Below are 16,681 nucleotides of genomic sequence, written 5' to 3'. Positions count from 1 at the left end.
TAAAATCCAAAATCCTCATTATGATTAGTGAAGTCAAATTTGTTTCAGGACGGGGAATTCCTTTAGTAGGAAATGATATCGACACAGATCGTATCATTCCCGCCAGATATTTAAGGTGCGTCACCTTTGATGGATTGGGAGAACACGTATTTACTGATGACCGTGCAGTATTAAAAGGACAACATTCTTTTGACCAGCCTCAGTACAAAGGAGCCAATATTTTAGTGGTTAACCGGAACTTTGGTTGTGGCTCATCACGAGAACACGCACCACAAGCGCTTTTTAAATGGGGCATTCAAGCAGTGGTTGGTGAAAGCTTTAGTGAAATCTTTTTTGGGAATTGTGTTGCCATAGGAATTCCCTGTGTGACCGTTGATACAGAGACTGCCAAGGAACTGCAAGAGAGGCTTGCTGCTAATTCTCAAGTCACCATCTCAGTGAATTTGGAAAGCTTGCAGGTTCAGTGTGGTGACTTTTCAGCTTCCATTTCAATAAATGACAGTACCAGAAATATGTTTCTATCTGGGAGTTGGGATGCTTGCGGTCAGTTAGTGGCTAACAGAGACCAAATTCGGGCAACTGCAACAAAACTGCCTTACACTGGGTGGCATGAGTCTGTTGCAAGTTAATGATTGACATTGACGGTTCTTATGGAGAAGGCGGAGGACAAATACTCCGTACTTCTCTTAGTTTATCTGCCATTACCGGTCATCCAATCCGGATAAATAACATTCGTGCTGGACGCGATAAGCCAGGGCTAGCCGCACAACACCTGACATCGGTTCGTGCTGCAGCAATAATTTGTCGTGCCAAAGTCCGGGGAGATGCGATGGGTTCCATGACTTTGGAGTTTATTCCTGGTAGTGCTGTACAAGTAGGAAATTATACTTTTGACGTGAGCGAAGCACGGCAGGGTGGTTCAGCAGGTGCTGTTGCTATGGTGTTACAAACTGTACTATTACCGTTGGTGCTTGCAAATGGCAATTCCCAAGTGATGCTGCGAGGTGGAACCCATGTCAATTACAGCCCCTCAATGACTTACATTCAAGAAGTGTATCTTCCAATACTGCATCGCATGGGTGTGCAAGTTGCGATGCAAATCAATGCTTGGGGATGGTATCCTCAAGGTGGTGGAGAAGTCGAATTGTCTGTGAGTAGCGGTAAGCCGGGTACGGCTTGCGCCAAAGGCGATAGCTGGGTACAGCTTGCGCTTCGCGATAAGCCGGGTACGGCTTGCGCTAAAAGCGATCGCAATCTGAATGGTATTAACTTATTAAAACGGGGCGACTTGCAACAAGTACGGGGTTTAGCAGTTGTGACCCAACTTCCCTCCCATATTCCCCAAAGAATGGCGAGTCGTGCTGAGAATATATTGCGTGAAGAACAATTGAAGGTAAAAGTACAGCCAATTCATGCAAAAGGTGTAGCACCAGGGGCTGGTTTGTTTCTGACTGCTGAGTATGAAAATAGTTTGGCTGGGTTCACCGGTTTGGGGCGTATTGGTTTGCCTGCAGAAAAAGTTGCTGAGGTAGCTTGTGAGGAATTTTTGAACTTTCATGAAACAGGCGCACCAGTGGATGAACATTTGGGAGATCAATTACTATTGCCAGCTGCTTTAGCATCAACCAGAAGTGAGTACCGAGTCGCTGTTGTTAGCAATCACTTAACGACGAATGCTTCTATTATTGAGCTATTTGGATTGGCAAAGGTAACAGTAGATGAAGAGGAGAAAAGAGTTGTTGTGGAACCGTTAGACAGGAAAAAATAATTAACCGCAGATGCACGCAGATGGACGCTGATAAATTTGTTTTGATTTTTGCTTGTTGGCATTCAAATATGTTTTGACAGAACGAGCTAAAGCTTTTGCCAAAATTGGAGGGACAGCATTTCCTATTTGGTTAAATTGACTATTTTCAAAACCTTGAAATTCAAACCAATCTGGAAAACTTTGAAGACGAGCACCTTCGCGAACTGTCAGTCTTCTTCGACGTCCATCGGGTAAGCGTATGCGTAACATATCACTCGTTGCGCCGCATAAATTACGACAAGTGACTGTTCTACTAGGGATATCTAGATGCACATCTCTGGGCTTTATACATTTAGATGCTATTTCGTATTTCTTAATATATTCATCCATGCTAGGAGTTAGAAATCTTGAATTATGCGGCACTGAATACGCTAATTCTCCTAAAGCATCACCGGCTGTATATTGTGAATTAAGATGAGTTTTTTCTGGCCATCTCCAACACCCTTTATGAGCAACACAAAAAAGACGTTCTCTTTTTTGTGGCACACCATAATCTACTGCGTTTAATATTTGCCATTCAACAGTATAATTAAGTTCTTGCAGAGCAAAAACAATTTCTTCAAAATACTCTTTATTACGAAATAGAATTCCTCGCACATTTTCAAATAACGCTAATTTTGGACGATAGCGTTGAACCGCAGAAATAAAAGTAGGGAAGCCGTCACGACTATCTTTTAAACCTAGTTGATGTCCACCTACACTAAAGGGCTGACAGGGAGGTCCGCCTATGATAACTGCTACACTATCAACTAGATCGGATAGAGGTGTTAGATTAACCTGATAACATAAACCATGTAGATTCTGCCTGTATGTCGTACAAGCATCTTCTAAAATTTCATAACCAATAGTTTTAAACCCCTCTGCTTCAAATCCTAAAGAAAGTCCACCACACCCAGCAAATAAATCAATGACTAAATGTTCTCTGCTTTCTGGTGGAGGTAGTCGTAGCTCTGTTTCAATAAAATCGAGGTAGGAAAGTTTGCTCTTCAATGTCTAACCCCAAAGGTCGGTCTTTAATTATAGCGGATACTACCGCAGGCTCCAGTTTCATGCAGGCGAAAAATAGTGAGTTTGGCTTCTGGATTAGTATATTGATTGCGAATTTGAGCGTTGCTGAATAACAGTATGAGTTACCCTCATCCCCAACCCTTCTCCCTTTGGGAGAAGGGAGTTGAACCACCATTCCGCACCCCTACTGTCACAATCGGTTTTCTCGAATTTTTACTAACGATAAAAGCTTTATTTTATACAAAGATGGGGAAATTATCGATGGCCATACCTACGGTAAGCAGCGAAGATCGCCAACCCCAAATCCTCAAACGTCCAAAATTCGTAGTGTGACAATGCGCGAGTGCGGAAGGTGGGTTGAATTCTTGTCCCCTCTCCCAAAGGGAGAGGGCTAGGGTGAGGGCAAATCTTGCGGGTTTAACTAGGATTCATACATTGATTCAGCAACGTCATCTCACACTCTATCCCCAGGACGCCATCCACCAAGCAAAGCTGCAACACCCAATGCAGCAAAGGTAACAGCACCCCACTTCAGAGGTGGATTCATATCTAACCAATCTAAGAAAGTTGGTATCGCCAATTGGTCAAAGTCCCCCTTTACTCTGTCATACTCAGGTACAGGTCCATAGAGATTATCTGGTGCATCTTCTGACTTTGGTTCGTTAGTACGCTGTCCTGCAAAACCAATCAGCGTCAGTATCGAATCTACAAGTTCAGGCGAAAGGCGCTGCAACACATCCAAGACTCTGCCAACATCTCCTGCGATAAAATCACGAGTGGGATGTTCGGCTGTGTAGAGAATAGCGTCGGAAACAATGCTGGGCTGGTAATATGGGGGTATCCCTGTTGGCTTAACTCCTAGCTTAGTGCGAACTTTGTTGTAATAAGGCGTGTTAATCACTGATGGTTTTATGGATGTCACGCTAATGGGCAATCCTTCGTGTTGCAACTCAACGCGTAGGGATTCTAAGAATCCTTCAACCCCATGCTTGGCTGCAGAGTAGGGGCTTTGCAGTGGTAAACTGCGGACGCCTTCCATTGAGGAAATATGAATTAATGCTCCTCTTCCCTCTTGTTTTAAATAAGGGAGTGCTGCCATCGCACCGTGTACTTGTCCCATTAAGGTAACGTCTATAACGCGTTGAAACTCTTCTGGTGCGATCTGGTCGAAGCGAGCAAGTACACCTGTTGCTGCAGCATGAACCCATGTATCTAGTCTTCCATAAAGTGCGACAGTTTTGTCTGCGCTCGCTTTAACTTGTTCAAAATCACTCACGTCAGCCACAACATATGCTGCTTGTCCACCAAAGCTTTGGATTTCTTCCACCAAAGACTTTAGCCCCGATTCGCTACGTGCAGCAACCATGACTTTTGCACCCCTTTGGGCAAACTTGAAAGCGGTTTCGCGTCCAATCCCACTAGAAGCACCGACGACAGCAACGACTTGTTGATTAATAGGTTTTAATTGCATAATTGTTATCACTACTCTTTCCCTCCCATGTAAAGCTTTGTGAAGCATTCATTCATCTTTCGCTAGAGTGACAGATGAGGGGGATATTGGGACTATCGTGATTAGACCAAACTTTGAACAAATGAGCATCCGGGAATTGAGAAACTACGTTTTACAGCATCGTAATGACTCTGAGGCGCTTCATGCGTTAGGACAACGGATTCACAAAGAAGGCAGACGGCTTAACTCGGTTGATGAGCTTGTGCAAATTATAGAAGAAAAACGGGCGCAAGGTGGAGAGCCGTAAAGGGAACTGGGCTGAGTCCCTTCCTGTAGTCCAACTGAAATTACACAACTATATATTTCCAATTGTTCCTTTCATATAAAGCTTTGTGAAGCTTTGATTCATCTTTCGCTAAAATAACTAAGGAGGAGGAAATTGGAAAAACGCCTAAGACCTAATGCCCAATGCCCGCTATATTGTTAGATGACAGCCGAGTATATCACTAAAACAGATCTCAAAGCAGCTCGTGGATGGACAGATGCAGCAATCAAGAAGTTTCTTGGTAGCGAGGATAAGAATTCTAAAAACCCCGTTTACCGGAGTGCATCGCCAGTTTGTTTGTATTTACTAGAACGAGTTGTAGAAGCTGAAGCTAGTGAAGAATTTGAGCATTGGAAAAAGCTTTCGGAAAAGCGGAGAGAGTCGGCAAAAAAAGCAGCCCAGACTCGTCAAGAAAGGGAAAGACAAAGACAGATTGAAGCTCAACAAAAAGCTTTAGAACTACACAAGCAACAGCAATTGTTTGGGGAAGCGATATCAGTGGTTAAGCTAAATATCCAGCAATTACCTCATAAGGAACTAGTTGTATTGGCTTGTGAAGAATGGAACAAAAATAATCCTGAAATCGCCAGTTCAAATGTTCAGACCAGAACGGAAATCACCCCATTCTCAAGATTTATTGAATCGATGAATGGTTTTGGTCGGAAAAAAATCCCCGCTCTCGTCGAGCAAGCTCAAGGCTATCTTGCTATGTATTACCAAAGCAGAGAGAGTGAAGATTCACAAGAAATGAGAAGAATAATTGTTGCACTCTACGCTCTCTGTGGTGAATGCGAGAGCTTACTCAACCATATGGGTTCCCAACATCCAATTCTCAAGCAAGCCCTAGATCTGAAAAGCTTAAACCACTTCAATCGCAAGACTAGCGACGAGGAATTAGCCAATTGGGTGAGCAATTTTATTGATGTGGTTGAAGGCGGTGTAGAGACATTAGTGGTTCAAGGAAGTGGGAAAATTATAAAAATTCAAAATTTGATAAATTCAACAATACTGAAAATTCACGAAGCCGAGATACAAACTTGTCAAGAAGAGTTGAATGCGATCGCAGAACACTTTCAAGAGTGGATTCCCAGTGCTGCTTTTCAAGTCAAGCAACGCTGTCACCAGTTACTCAAAGAGAAATATCCCTATTTTACAGCATAGGTTGCTTGAGAGGATCTTTCTTGCAGCCCATTGAGTTACTCTTATCTCGCTCGAAGTTTACCTAATTAAATGAACCGCAAAGACGCAAAGTCCGCAAAGAAAGAGGAGAAGAAGATCGGTAATCTTATGGCGGTTTGGGAGTAGGTTGATTGAAAAACGGGGAGGACTTCCATCCCACAAGATGGATAATGTATTAGACATCTGGTGAAATTAATTATGCATTACCCGAAAGTCTTGGTAGGGGCGCAAGGCCGCCGCGCCCCTACGTCTTTTCCACCAGATGTCTATTTCAGGTGTATACTAAAAATCTGTAACGATCGCCTTGAGTGTTGTAGCTAAGTCCTGAAAGCAACTGCCATAATCCTATCAATAGTAAGATGAGCCAACGCGAACAACTACAGAAATTGCTTGACCTCATAGACGAAAAAATCCTGTTTTTTCAGGAACAAACAATACTGGCGACAGATCCCAAGGCGATTTTCGCTCTAAACAAGCAGATTGAGAAAGACAAAGCTGAACGGAGCAAGATTGAGCAACAGATGAGCGATGTCGAGGCAAAAGCTTGTAGTGAGGCTTTATACGATGCTTTAATAAAACTAGGCTATCGAGAACAAGTGCGATCGTTTAAAAAATTCCAGCAAACCCCATCCATTAAAGCTTTTTTAATTCACGGGTATCCAGAATACGGACAGAGTTGGTTGCTGAATCGACTTATGACGCAACACATTCTTTTTGGTACATCGGGTAAAGCGATTCGCATCGAACTCGACCGACTGGGGCGCAAACGAGATATTGGTGCATTGTGGCGGGAACTCGGTCGTAGGGTGGGTTTGGAACAACATTCGCCAACGGAAATAGCCGAACGAGTTTTTCAGTGCTGGAAAACCCAGAATGTTATCCTTATCTTGCACTATGTAGATTGTATGCCAGAAGCATACTTACAAGAGTTACTTCAAGAGTTTTGGTTGCCATTAGCCAGTAAACCACGAAAGGAGGTATCTCAAGATCATCAGTTTCAGTTGCTGATGTTTTTGGTAGATTATGAGGGGCGTGTGGGATGTGGGAATACTATGTTTGTCGAACGGTTAGAACCAACTTGGGAACCTAGAATACCTATCAAATTACCCGCGCTCGCACCCTTTGGCGATCGCACCCTCACAGATTGGATTGAAACAGTGGAAACAGACAAAGAGTTTGATACACTACCTCTTATTAAAGAAATCAATAAATGGGACGATCCCGCTCAAGTGATTTTAGACAAAACTGAGAATGGAATTCCAGAATTAGTCTTCTCAGAAATCTGCAAGATGTGTGGCTGCAATTGGTATGAAGAGAAAGACAGATGGCTAAAACACTAACTGACAAACCTCTTGAGTATACAGGCAAAGTTCAGCCACGGGTGGGAGACAAAGATGCTACGGGTCAGGTCTTGTTTCCTTACTTACCAAATGAAGACCTAGTAGAAGCTGTTAACTTGGCAATCTACCTTGAAAGACCGCTCTTACTCAAGGGCGAACCGGGATGCGGGAAAACAAGGTTAGCTCGTGCTGTGGCGTATGAACTTGGTTTGCCCTTGGAAGCATGGTATATTAAATCCACAAGTCGCGCAAAAGATGGGCTTTATACTTATGATGCAGTCAATCGCTTGCGGGATGCTCAATTAGCAGCTGCAGGTCGTGTAATTAAAGAAGAAGATATTCCCCGGATTGACGACCCAAGCACTTATGTTAAATGGGGTCCCTTGGGACGTGCGTTTCAAAATGACCGACGAAGTGTCGTCTTAATAGATGAGATTGATAAAGCTGATATCGATTTTCCTAACGATTTATTATTAGAGCTTGACGAGCAACGGTTTATAGTTGAAGAAACAGGAGAAGAAGTACAAGCAAAAGCACCGCCTATCGTTTTTATTACCAGCAATGATGAAAAAGATTTACCGGATGCTTTTTTGAGAAGGTGTCTGTTTCACTATTTGGAGTTTCCTAATCTTCAAAGATTAATCAATATTATTAAAGCACTTTTTCCTGATTCATCACCCAAGTTAGTGGCTCAAGCCGTCACCCGCTTTTTATTACTGCGAGAGGAAATGCGAAAAGATAAAGGAGAAGCGAGCAAAAAAGTCAGTACGAGTGAATTGATTGACTGGTTCCGAGTTTTGCGTCGCTATCCGGAAGATGAGATTTTGGCAAAATTAGATGGTAAACTTCCCTTTGGTGGCGTGTTGCTGAAAAGTTGGGAAGACCATGTACGTTATTTGAGGCAAAAACGTGAACGTGAATGAATTGCCTCTTGTAGAATTGTTTAATAAGTTGCGGGAAGCTGGTTTGCCAATTGGGATTGACGAATATCAATCTGTTTTGCAAGCTATGCAAGCAGGTTTTGGGATTAGTGACAAAGCCAATTTGAAACGTTTGTGTCAAACTTTGTGGGTGAAATCCACTGAAGAACAGAGGATATTTGAGTATTACTTTGAACATCTCATGGGTAGCGAAACTCTCGTACCAGGTTCAGAAACATTAGTAAAGTCAATTGAAAAGCGTAAGATTGACCGCCTGATTGATTGTTTAGCTTTGATAGGTGCTTTTATTATCGGGGTTGGGATTATTAGTTCGGGTATTGGATTTTTCATGAACAAGAATCCAATTTCGATAATTAACAATCCAACAAGTCCAAGTTCCGCACCCACATCAACTACTAACCCAACTGAAACAAAAGAAGCAAATCCAAGCCCAACTCCAGTCGGAACGATTGCTCCAAAACCAAGCCAGGTAGATTGGAGTTCGATCGCCCAGATACTTTTGGGCGTGGGATTAGTATTCGTTACTGGGACAAGTTTGGCTGCTTTTACATATAGGTTTTATACATGGATAACTAAGTGGCTGCTTTCTAAACAAAAAGTTAGTAATGATAACAATTTTTCAAAAGCAACTCCAAGTGAACCTTCTTCCTTTGTTCTACCTACAACATTGACACAAGCAACAAAAGATGAAGTGCAAGTAGCTCAAGCAGTGCTACAGTCCACTAGCAGAAATGAGGAAATTTTTGAAAGTCACACTATTCTGACTAGTGAGTATTTTCCTATAACCGAGCGGCAAATGAAACAGATTTGGCGCTACTTACGCCGCCCGATACGTGAGGGAGCAGCGACAGAGTTGGATGTAGAAGCAACGGTTCATCAGATTGGACATAAAGGGTTATTGCTAGAACTTGTGTTAGTTCCCCGTCGGATCAACCGAGCAGAACTGCTATTACTCATAGATCAAGATGGCTCAATGGTACCTTTTCATGCACTGTCTCATCGGTTAGTCAAAACAGCACTGGGAGGAGGTCGTTTGGGCAGAGCAGGTATTTACTATTTTCACAATTGTCCCTTAAATTATCTTTATCACGATCCCAATCACTTGGAAGCAGAGTTAGTCAGTAATATCGTTACTTCTATTTCCGATCGATCTGCTGTGTTGATTTTTAGTGATGCTGGTGCTGCTCGTGGTGGTTATAGTAAGGAACGGTACGAACTAACTCAAGAATTTCTAGTTCAGTTGAAACAGCGAGTACGTTACATTGCTTGGCTAAATCCTATGCCAAAAAAGCGTTGGTTTGGTACAACAGCTAATGAGATAGCACATCTAGTTCCAATGTTTGAACTTACTCGCTCAGGTGTACAGGATGCTATTAGTGTGCTGCGTGGACGCTCAACGAACTTTAAGAGGCGGAAAAAATGAGTAAAGTAAGACCTGAAGTTGCTAAGCAACGCATTAAGTCTTTTGAAAAACGCTTCGGAAAAGGGCATTTGTATTTGGCGTATCATGCTGCTTTTCCTTTGTCACTCACACCAGATTTGCTATATCGGTTATGGGCTAACTTCCAGCGTGATATTCATGGTGAAGTTCTAGGTATTCCTTGGATAGCCGTAGCAGACATATTGCTTTCTAACCTATGTGATGAAGTTGGGTATGAGCTCTACGAGATAGATTTGGCAGTGCGAAATATGCTGCTAAGTCAATTGAAAGACGATGAAAAGTTTGGTCAGCAGCGAATTTATGAACTTTCGAACTTCTTACTTGTTTATGTACGACAGCAGCTTTTGAGTGACGAGCCTGATACTTATGACCTTGCTCAAGCTCAACGTTGGGTAGCCCTATCATATACGCAACCTAGCGAGGTAGCTCGTGAATTGGCATTAGCCTTCTCGCAGTTAGATGAGAAGGATACAGCAGAACTGGTACGAATGGAGTCATTAACAGAAACATTTGCCGAACCATTAGCTAAGTTCCAACCGTTACTGATTTATGCCCGTGCAATGGGAGACTTTGCCCGTGGTAATTTGAAAGATGCAACAGATCGACTGAGAGAAGTCCCTAAAAAAGGAAATGTTGTAGAGGTTGCTGGAGTAAATTTGCTTATTCCCAAACAGTTACAGAAAAAAGCTAAAAGACAATTAAACATTCATTGGCGTAGTCTAAGTACTACGTTCTTAACAAGTGTAGGCTTTACTATTCTTATAATGGTTTTACGTTTGTCTGGTTTTTTTCAACCATCGGAGCTTTTCTTTTTCGATCTGATGATGCGTAGCCAACCAGTTGAAGAGCAAGATGATAAATTATTAATTGTTAAAATGACTTCAGAAGATAGAAAGTACTATGCAAGACTTGAGTCTCCTAAAAATGGTAGGTCTTTAGCAGATAAATTTACTTATGAACTCCTAGATAGATTACTTAAATACAATCCACGAACTATAGGTATACATGACTATAGGCGTTATGCTAAATCAGAAGGAGGGTTAGAGAAGCTAATTAACTCCACACAAACAGATAAACGCTTAGTTTTTATTTGCGATTTTCCAGAGGTTTATGAAGAAAATGAAGGTTTAGATCCTCCTCCTGACGTTCCCATAGAACAAGTAGGATTAGGTAATGTTCTTAGTGATTCTGATAAAGTCATTCGCAGACAGATTATACGATGGCCAACGCCGTCAGATACACCATCTACAAAATCAACCGAGTGTAAGAATCGCAAACAAGAGTACATGGATTCTTTTAGCTTCCTTATAGCTCAAAAATACTTGTCTAAAGAAGAGAAAGAATATAAATATATTGGAGGAGATGATGGACTGTTTAAATCTGGTGAAACTATTCTACAACCACTAGATAATATTTCTCAAGGTGGATATAATTTCAGAAATTTAAATGCTTATCAAATTTTCTTGTATTACCGATATACACAAGATTCAGAAAATAAACGTTCTCTTAGTAGTATTGCTAAAACCCTGACTATTCGTGAAGTTTTGGAAAAGGGTGTAAAAGAAAAAGATATAAAAGACAAAATAGTTTTGATTGGTACACCAATTACTGGATTTGACAATACCTTCTCCACTCCCTTTTCTACTGGAGGAGCAGATTCACAAATACGGGGATTATTTATTGAAGCACAAATGATTAGTCAGCTTGTTAATGCAGCATTAGGTACTAGACCTCTATTAAAAGTTTGGAATATACAATACGATATCCTGTGGATTCTGTGTTGGTCACTGATTGGAGCTATAATATTTCAATTGTACACACAACCTCGAAAATTAATCTTAGCAGTGGGAATAAGTCTTTGTTGTCTCTACTTGATTTGTTTTGTTCTATTTATTTCTCCAATTAAGCGTTGGTTACCATTTGTACCTCCTGCTTTCAGCTTCTCAGGCGCTGGGCTAGTAGTTGTGTTGATTAAATTGAGTAGGGTGGAACAACAACCTGAGAAACTGTCGCTCGGCAAATCGCAATAGGACTTTGCACGATCGCATGAACGACAATATCGGTTTTCGGGTAGTCGTGACGGTGCTCAGTTCTCTTCTGTGTCAGAACTAATGAATGGTAATTCATTAGGCGATTAGCCCAAAAGGCATTGCAAGATTTGCGAGAAGGACGTTGCACTGAATTATAAAACGACGACATAAAAAAATTATATTATCAGCTTGTCAAGTCCAAAAGTTACTTTTTTGGGAAATATTGAGCAATGAAAGGTCTTGTCCTTTATAATTAACTTTTGAACCCAACTCGAATTTTTCATGTACTGTTTTATGTTGAAAGGTAAATTTTCATGAAAACAGATAGTATATTTTATCGCTTGTTTCAGGAATTTCCAAACATTTTCTTTGAACTGATTGGCGAACCATTAGAAGCAGCTAATGTATACAAGTTTTCATCAATAGAAGTTAAGCAAACAGCCTTTAGAATTGATGGTGTATTTCTTCCTAAACAAGAAGGTGACTATCCATTTTACTTTGTGGAAGTTCAATTTCAGGTAGACTTACAAATTTATGCTCGATTATTTGCAGAAATTTGTCTATACTTACGACAAAATCAACCAGTAAATAATTGGCGTGCCGTTGTAATATATCCAACTAGGAGTTTAGATACAGCAGATATAAAACACTATCATGAATTCTTTACCAGTCAACGTGTTAGCAGACTCTACCTTGAGGACTTAGGTGAAACCGGAACACTACCCATTAGCATTGCGACTGTCAAGTTAGTCATTGAAGATGAAGATACAGCAATTGAACAAGCAAGGAGTTTAATCAATAGAACCAAGCAAGAAATAAACCTAACACAACAACAGCAGCAGTTACTACAATTAATAGAGACTATCTTGGTCTACAAGTTTCCAAATATGAGTCGGAAGGAGATAGAGGAAATGTTTAAATTGAGTGATTTAAAGCAAACACGGGTTTATCAGGAAGCGTTTGACGAAGGTGTTCAGAAGGAAAGATTTAGAACAGTAAGCCTGTTGCTAAAATTAGGGCGGACTGTGGAAGAAGTGGCGCAGGAGCTAGAATTGAGTATAGAGGAAGTGCGGCGTGTAATAGAACAACAGACTTCTAATGAAGGTGAAGGTGTTAATTAAAGAAGAATTAAGCATCGCTTGTTTATTTGTCTTCTTCTCGCAGTGTTGCTAATTTTTGATCTGCCTCATGAGAGTTGTATGGTGACCATACATGATAAGTTTTACCAGGTTGCAGCGACAATATTTCTTCAACAGTTGCCATTTCTTGAACTAAAAACTGCATCACTTTCAGTTTGTCTGCGCGAGACAGCTTTTGCAAAGTGGGTAATAAGTCAGCTATGTTCATATGAATCTAAAGGATTGCGATCGCTCCCTTAATGTCCTGACAGTTCTTTACAACCCGCCCCTACGTTAAGTGGAACCTTCCAAAAGCTTACCTTACGCTGTTTGATTGGCTTCCAACCAGTTAAGTAAGTCCTCAATAGCTGTAAAATCTAACAAAGCTTCGCCAAGTGCTTCTAATTGGTTTGTTGAAAGGGTTTCAATGCTTTCTATCACCGATTGTGGTAACTCTCCTACCCGTCTTTGTAGTAGCCGTAAGATAATTAACTGTTCGCCTTCGAGCTTTCCTTCGAGCTTTCCTTCGAGCTTTCCTTCGAGCTTTCCTTCAAGCTTTCCTTCCACCTTTCCCCGTTCATAACCAATGCGCTCACCTGTGGTAATATAACTCATACTCCGCTCCTGTTCAAATTGCTTAAATTCTTCCCACAACTCTGCTTCCAATCCTTTTGGTAATATCATAACCCAATCAATAAATCTATATAAGTTACGAATATCTCTTTCTTTGAATCCTAAGTCATACAATCGTCGAATCAAGCTAAATTTCCAAGTTTTCCGTTCTCCTGGTTTTTTAGTTGTCTGTTGTGTCTTTAAATGTGCCATGACCACCGTTGCAAATGGGTTGTCGCTGGCTTCTAATTCTGTCCAACGGTTTTGGTAATCCAGAAGCTTGACGATTCCAAATTCAAAGTTTAGCTTGGTCTTGGGGTAGCTGTAACTATATTGGTTTGGTCGCCATGAGGGGTCGGAATCGCACAAAATCGCCAAACTGATGGCTGGTTGCGCAAATTTGTCAAAAATCCGCAAATTGTAAGAAAACATCCTTTGTGCAAAGTCGTCTTCCGATTTGGCTTGGACTTCTACGTGTATCAGCAACCACATTTCTTCTCCTTGAAGTTGCCAAACTTTGACTAATTTATCTACATATCGCCTACCTTGTTTTGCATCACGTGCGATTTGCTGAAATTCCTTATCTAGAAATTCGTGGGGACGTTCCCAGTTAATTAATACTGCTATTTCTGGAAAGAAAAATTGCATGGCTTGGGGAAAGTATGCTTCTAAAATTTCTTTCCACGGTGAATCATTATCGGCTCTTTTTCTTTTTGAGGTCATAATTCAATTGCTATACAGAACATCTATTCTAATAAAAAGTTCTCAGAAATTGTAATTTTAACTGGCATTTCCACAGGAAGCATTTTTGGTCAGTACGGGCGGGGACGCTCATACCACAAGAGCTACAATCTTTTCAAGAATCACAAGAGTCTCAAGAATCACAAAAGACCAAAAGAAAATTTGAAACTTTGTTTTCCGGTTAGTCCGCGAAGGCGGACTTTGTTTATATAGCCGCGAATTCTATTCGCCTCAATTATTTTATCTCCAGAGTACTAGGAGAGGGTAAGGCCATAAGATTCACAAGAGTACGGTGTGGTTCTAGACTTAGGACACTCCTGTAAAGAAAACTGGTATTTGTCCGTCTACAACGTTGTCCATTTGAACCGCAACCATACCCTCATCAAAAGCCCTTTGAAAAAGACTTTGACTCTTTAAACTCTCATACCCCAAACCATCATAAAACCCCTGAGCAAACACAATTGCTGCTCGATCTTCAATGGGCTGATTCATGCCAATAGTATAGTTAATATACTGACTAATCGCCCCTGCTGCTTTTTCTGAATAACAAGCATTGAGTAGTACACAGTTTACATATTCTGCGTGTAATTTAAACAATGCAGCCAACCCTTCTGCTGGTACGAGTTTGTGGTTCCCGCCATCATCCTCTAGCACCAAACTCCCATCCTCTGTCCCATGACCGCAAAAATGAACAATTTGAGGGCGTATTTCCGCGATCGCCCTGCGAATATCCTGAGGACGCACAGCAGTTCTGGTCTCCACTTCAAATAAATCTCGTTTTACCGCTCGTTCAATCGCTGCTCTAATTTCCCGAATCTCTTTATCTAACGGTAAATTATCAGGTTGCGGAATAGCTGCTAAAATCAATATTTTTTGATTTTTTCTTTGCGTTTCCGACTTGACTGGGGTAGGTAAAACTGGTTGCAGTTGCTGCTCAATTTCGTCTATGCGATCGCTCAACTCTTGAAGTTCCCGTTCCTCTTCTTGAATTTGCTGTTCGTACTGAAACTTACGTGATGGATCTGTTTCTACAATCAAAGCCTTTCGTATTCTTTCGATTTTCTCACTTTGAAGTCCGTGCAGTTTTTCGAGAGAATTTTTTTCTTGTGACCATCGACGCTTTTGATACTCTGTTACCATATCACTCATCCTTCCACAAAGCAATACCGCCTAGGTAGAATTTTGATCGCCTAATATCAAAGGTAATTGTGGTACGAAATCTATGTCTCCAAATACATCACGACCTTCAACAAAGGGGAATCTTTGAGAATTAAGCATCTCTTGTGTGTTTATCTTCTTCTAGCAGTGTAGCTAATTTTTGAGCTGCCTCATGAGAGTTGTATGGTGACCCTACATGATAAGTTTTACCAGGTTGCAGCGACAATATTTCTTCAACAGTTGCCATTTCTTGAACTAAAAACTGCATCACTTTCAGTTTGTCTGCGCGAGACAGCTTTTGCAAAGTGGGTAATAAGTCAGCTATGTTCATCTGAATCTAAAGGATTGCGATCGCTTCCTCTCATGTTCTCACAGTTCTTGACAATCTGCTGCTACATGAAGTGGAACCTTCCAAAAGCTTACCTTATGCTGTTTGATTTGCTGCCAACCAGTTCAGTAAGTCCTCAATCGCTCTAAAATCTAACAAACCCTCACCAAGTGTTTCTAATTGTTTTGTTGAAAGGGTTTGAATGCTTTCTATCACCGATTGTGGTAACTTTCCTACCCGTCTTTGTAATTGCCGTAGGATAAGTTTCTGTTCACCTTCAAGCTTTCCTTCAAGCTTTCCTTCAAGCTTTCCTTCAAGCTTTCCTTCCACCTTTCCCCGTTCATAACCAATGCGCTCACCTGTGGTAATATAACTCATACTCCGCTCCTGTTCAAATTGCTTAAATTCTTCCCACAACTCTGCTTCTAATCCTTTTGGTAATATCATAACCCAATCAATAAATCGATATAAGTTACGAATATCGCTTTCTTTCAATCCTAAGTCATACAATCGTCGCATCAAGCTAAATTTCCCACTTTTCCGTTCTCGAGGTTTTTTATTTGTCTGTTGTGTCTTTAAATGTGCCATGACCACTGTTGCAAATGGGTTGTCGCTGGCTTCTAATTCTGTCCAACGGTTTTGGTAATCCAGAAGCTTGACGATTCCAAATTCAAAGTTTAGCTTGGTCTTGGGGTAGCTGTAACTATATTGGTTTGGTCGCCATGAGGGGTCGGAATCGCACAAAATCGCCAAACTGATGGCTGGTTGCGCAAATTTGTCAAAAATCCGCAAATTGTAAGAAAACATCCTTTGTGCAAAGTCGTCTTCCGATTTGGCTTGGACTTCTACGTGTATCAGCAACCACATTTCTTCTCCTTGAAGTTGCCAAACTTTGACTAATTTATCTACATATCGCCTACCTTGTTTTGCATCACGTGCGATTTGCTGAAATTCCTTATCTAGAAATTCGTGGGGACGTTCCCAGTTAATTAATACTGCTATTTCTGGAAAGAAAAATTGCATGGCTTGGGGAAAGTATGCTTCTAAAATTTCTTTCCACGGTGAATCATTATCGGCTCTTTTTCTTTTTGAGGTCATAATTCAATTGCTATACAGAACATCTATTCTAATAAAAAGTTCTCAGAAATTGTAATTTTAACTGGCATTTCCACAGGAAGCATTTTTGGTCAGTACGGGCGGGGA

Annotated in this window: 17 protein-coding genes; 10 read left to right on the top strand and 7 right to left on the bottom strand. The window is 41.1% G+C overall.

Annotated features, from left to right (window positions below; translation table 11 throughout):
- The first annotated feature begins 20 nt into the window (after positions 1 to 20).
- Entirely contained in the window at positions 21 to 629 is a 609-nt protein-coding gene (leuD, locus tag WA1_RS22550) for a 3-isopropylmalate dehydratase small subunit (RefSeq protein ID WP_017744424.1), read from the top strand.
- On the top strand, positions 629 to 1,768 hold the full coding sequence (gene rtcA, locus WA1_RS22545; protein WP_017744425.1) for an RNA 3'-terminal phosphate cyclase: 1,140 nt from the start codon (positions 629 to 631) through the stop codon (positions 1,766 to 1,768). The genes leuD and rtcA overlap by 1 nt, the downstream gene beginning before the upstream one ends.
- Here rtcA and WA1_RS22540 read toward each other — a convergent pair whose 3' ends face one another.
- Positions 1,769 to 2,797 (bottom strand): DNA cytosine methyltransferase, encoded by a 1,029-nt coding sequence (locus tag WA1_RS22540; protein ID WP_017744426.1) that lies wholly within the window; start codon positions 2,795 to 2,797, stop codon positions 1,769 to 1,771.
- A 135-nt stretch (positions 2,798 to 2,932) separates the two neighbouring features.
- On the opposite strand from WA1_RS22540, the gene WA1_RS22535 reads away from it, so the two are divergent.
- Positions 2,933 to 3,148, top strand: coding sequence for a hypothetical protein (locus WA1_RS22535; RefSeq protein ID WP_017744428.1), 216 nt, complete (start codon positions 2,933 to 2,935; stop codon positions 3,146 to 3,148).
- Positions 3,149 to 3,269: 121 nt separating this feature from the next.
- On the opposite strand, the gene WA1_RS22530 is transcribed toward WA1_RS22535, so the two are convergent.
- A complete protein-coding gene (locus WA1_RS22530) occupies positions 3,270 to 4,286 on the bottom strand; it encodes an SDR family oxidoreductase (RefSeq protein ID WP_017744429.1) in 1,017 nt (338 codons plus the stop codon).
- Positions 4,287 to 4,383: 97 nt separating this feature from the next.
- Between WA1_RS22530 and WA1_RS22525 the strand changes: the two genes are divergently transcribed.
- The 7 genes from WA1_RS22525 (at position 4,384) to WA1_RS22495 (ending at position 12,642) form a co-directional block, all read left to right on the top strand.
- Entirely contained in the window at positions 4,384 to 4,572 is a 189-nt protein-coding gene (locus WA1_RS22525) for a DUF6887 family protein (protein WP_026134767.1), read from the top strand.
- A 180-nt stretch (positions 4,573 to 4,752) separates the two neighbouring features.
- Positions 4,753 to 5,751, top strand: a complete 999-nt coding sequence (locus WA1_RS22520; RefSeq protein ID WP_017744431.1) for a hypothetical protein — start codon at positions 4,753 to 4,755, stop codon at positions 5,749 to 5,751.
- Between the two features lie 377 nt (positions 5,752 to 6,128).
- Entirely contained in the window at positions 6,129 to 7,109 is a 981-nt protein-coding gene (locus WA1_RS22515; RefSeq protein WP_017744432.1) for a hypothetical protein, read from the top strand.
- Positions 7,094 to 8,032, top strand: a complete 939-nt coding sequence (locus WA1_RS22510) for an AAA family ATPase (protein ID WP_017744433.1) — start codon at positions 7,094 to 7,096, stop codon at positions 8,030 to 8,032. Before WA1_RS22515 ends, WA1_RS22510 begins: the two co-directional genes overlap by 16 nt.
- Positions 8,019 to 9,473: a hypothetical protein gene (locus WA1_RS22505; RefSeq protein WP_272819202.1), complete on the top strand. Its 1,455-nt coding sequence runs from the start codon at positions 8,019 to 8,021 to the stop codon at positions 9,471 to 9,473. Before WA1_RS22510 ends, WA1_RS22505 begins: the two co-directional genes overlap by 14 nt.
- The gene (locus WA1_RS22500) at positions 9,470 to 11,521 is read left to right on the top strand and encodes a CHASE2 domain-containing protein (protein WP_017744435.1); all 2,052 of its coding nucleotides are present in this window, start codon (positions 9,470 to 9,472) and stop codon (positions 11,519 to 11,521) included. The genes WA1_RS22505 and WA1_RS22500 overlap by 4 nt, the downstream gene beginning before the upstream one ends.
- A 314-nt stretch (positions 11,522 to 11,835) precedes the next feature.
- Positions 11,836 to 12,642: an Rpn family recombination-promoting nuclease/putative transposase gene (locus WA1_RS22495; protein WP_017744436.1), complete on the top strand. Its 807-nt coding sequence runs from the start codon at positions 11,836 to 11,838 to the stop codon at positions 12,640 to 12,642.
- 22 nt (positions 12,643 to 12,664) lie between these two features.
- On the opposite strand, the gene WA1_RS22490 is transcribed toward WA1_RS22495, so the two are convergent.
- From WA1_RS22490 to WA1_RS22470, 5 genes are all read right to left on the bottom strand, one after another.
- Complete coding sequence (locus WA1_RS22490) at positions 12,665 to 12,868, bottom strand: hypothetical protein (protein WP_017744437.1); 204 nt, start codon at positions 12,866 to 12,868, stop codon at positions 12,665 to 12,667.
- Between the two features lie 92 nt (positions 12,869 to 12,960).
- On the bottom strand, positions 12,961 to 13,974 hold the full coding sequence (locus tag WA1_RS22485) for a DUF4351 domain-containing protein (protein ID WP_066612975.1): 1,014 nt from the start codon (positions 13,972 to 13,974) through the stop codon (positions 12,961 to 12,963).
- A gap of 324 nt (positions 13,975 to 14,298) precedes the next feature.
- Entirely contained in the window at positions 14,299 to 15,132 is an 834-nt protein-coding gene (locus tag WA1_RS22480; protein WP_066612973.1) for a CHAT domain-containing protein, read from the bottom strand.
- 130 nt (positions 15,133 to 15,262) lie between these two features.
- Positions 15,263 to 15,481 carry a hypothetical protein gene (locus WA1_RS22475; RefSeq protein ID WP_017750213.1) on the bottom strand — a complete coding sequence of 73 codons (219 nt, stop codon included), beginning with the start codon at positions 15,479 to 15,481 and terminating at the stop codon, positions 15,263 to 15,265.
- 93 nt (positions 15,482 to 15,574) lie between these two features.
- The gene (locus tag WA1_RS22470; protein WP_066612971.1) at positions 15,575 to 16,576 is read right to left on the bottom strand and encodes a DUF4351 domain-containing protein; all 1,002 of its coding nucleotides are present in this window, start codon (positions 16,574 to 16,576) and stop codon (positions 15,575 to 15,577) included.
- Positions 16,577 to 16,681: the final 105 nt, after the last annotated feature.

This window comes from Scytonema hofmannii PCC 7110, from assembly GCF_000346485.2.
Taxonomy (GTDB): domain Bacteria; phylum Cyanobacteriota; class Cyanobacteriia; order Cyanobacteriales; family Nostocaceae; genus Scytonema; species Scytonema hofmannii.
The sequence above is the reverse complement of the archived record's forward strand: the minus strand, read 5'-3'. Positions and strand labels throughout refer to the sequence as shown.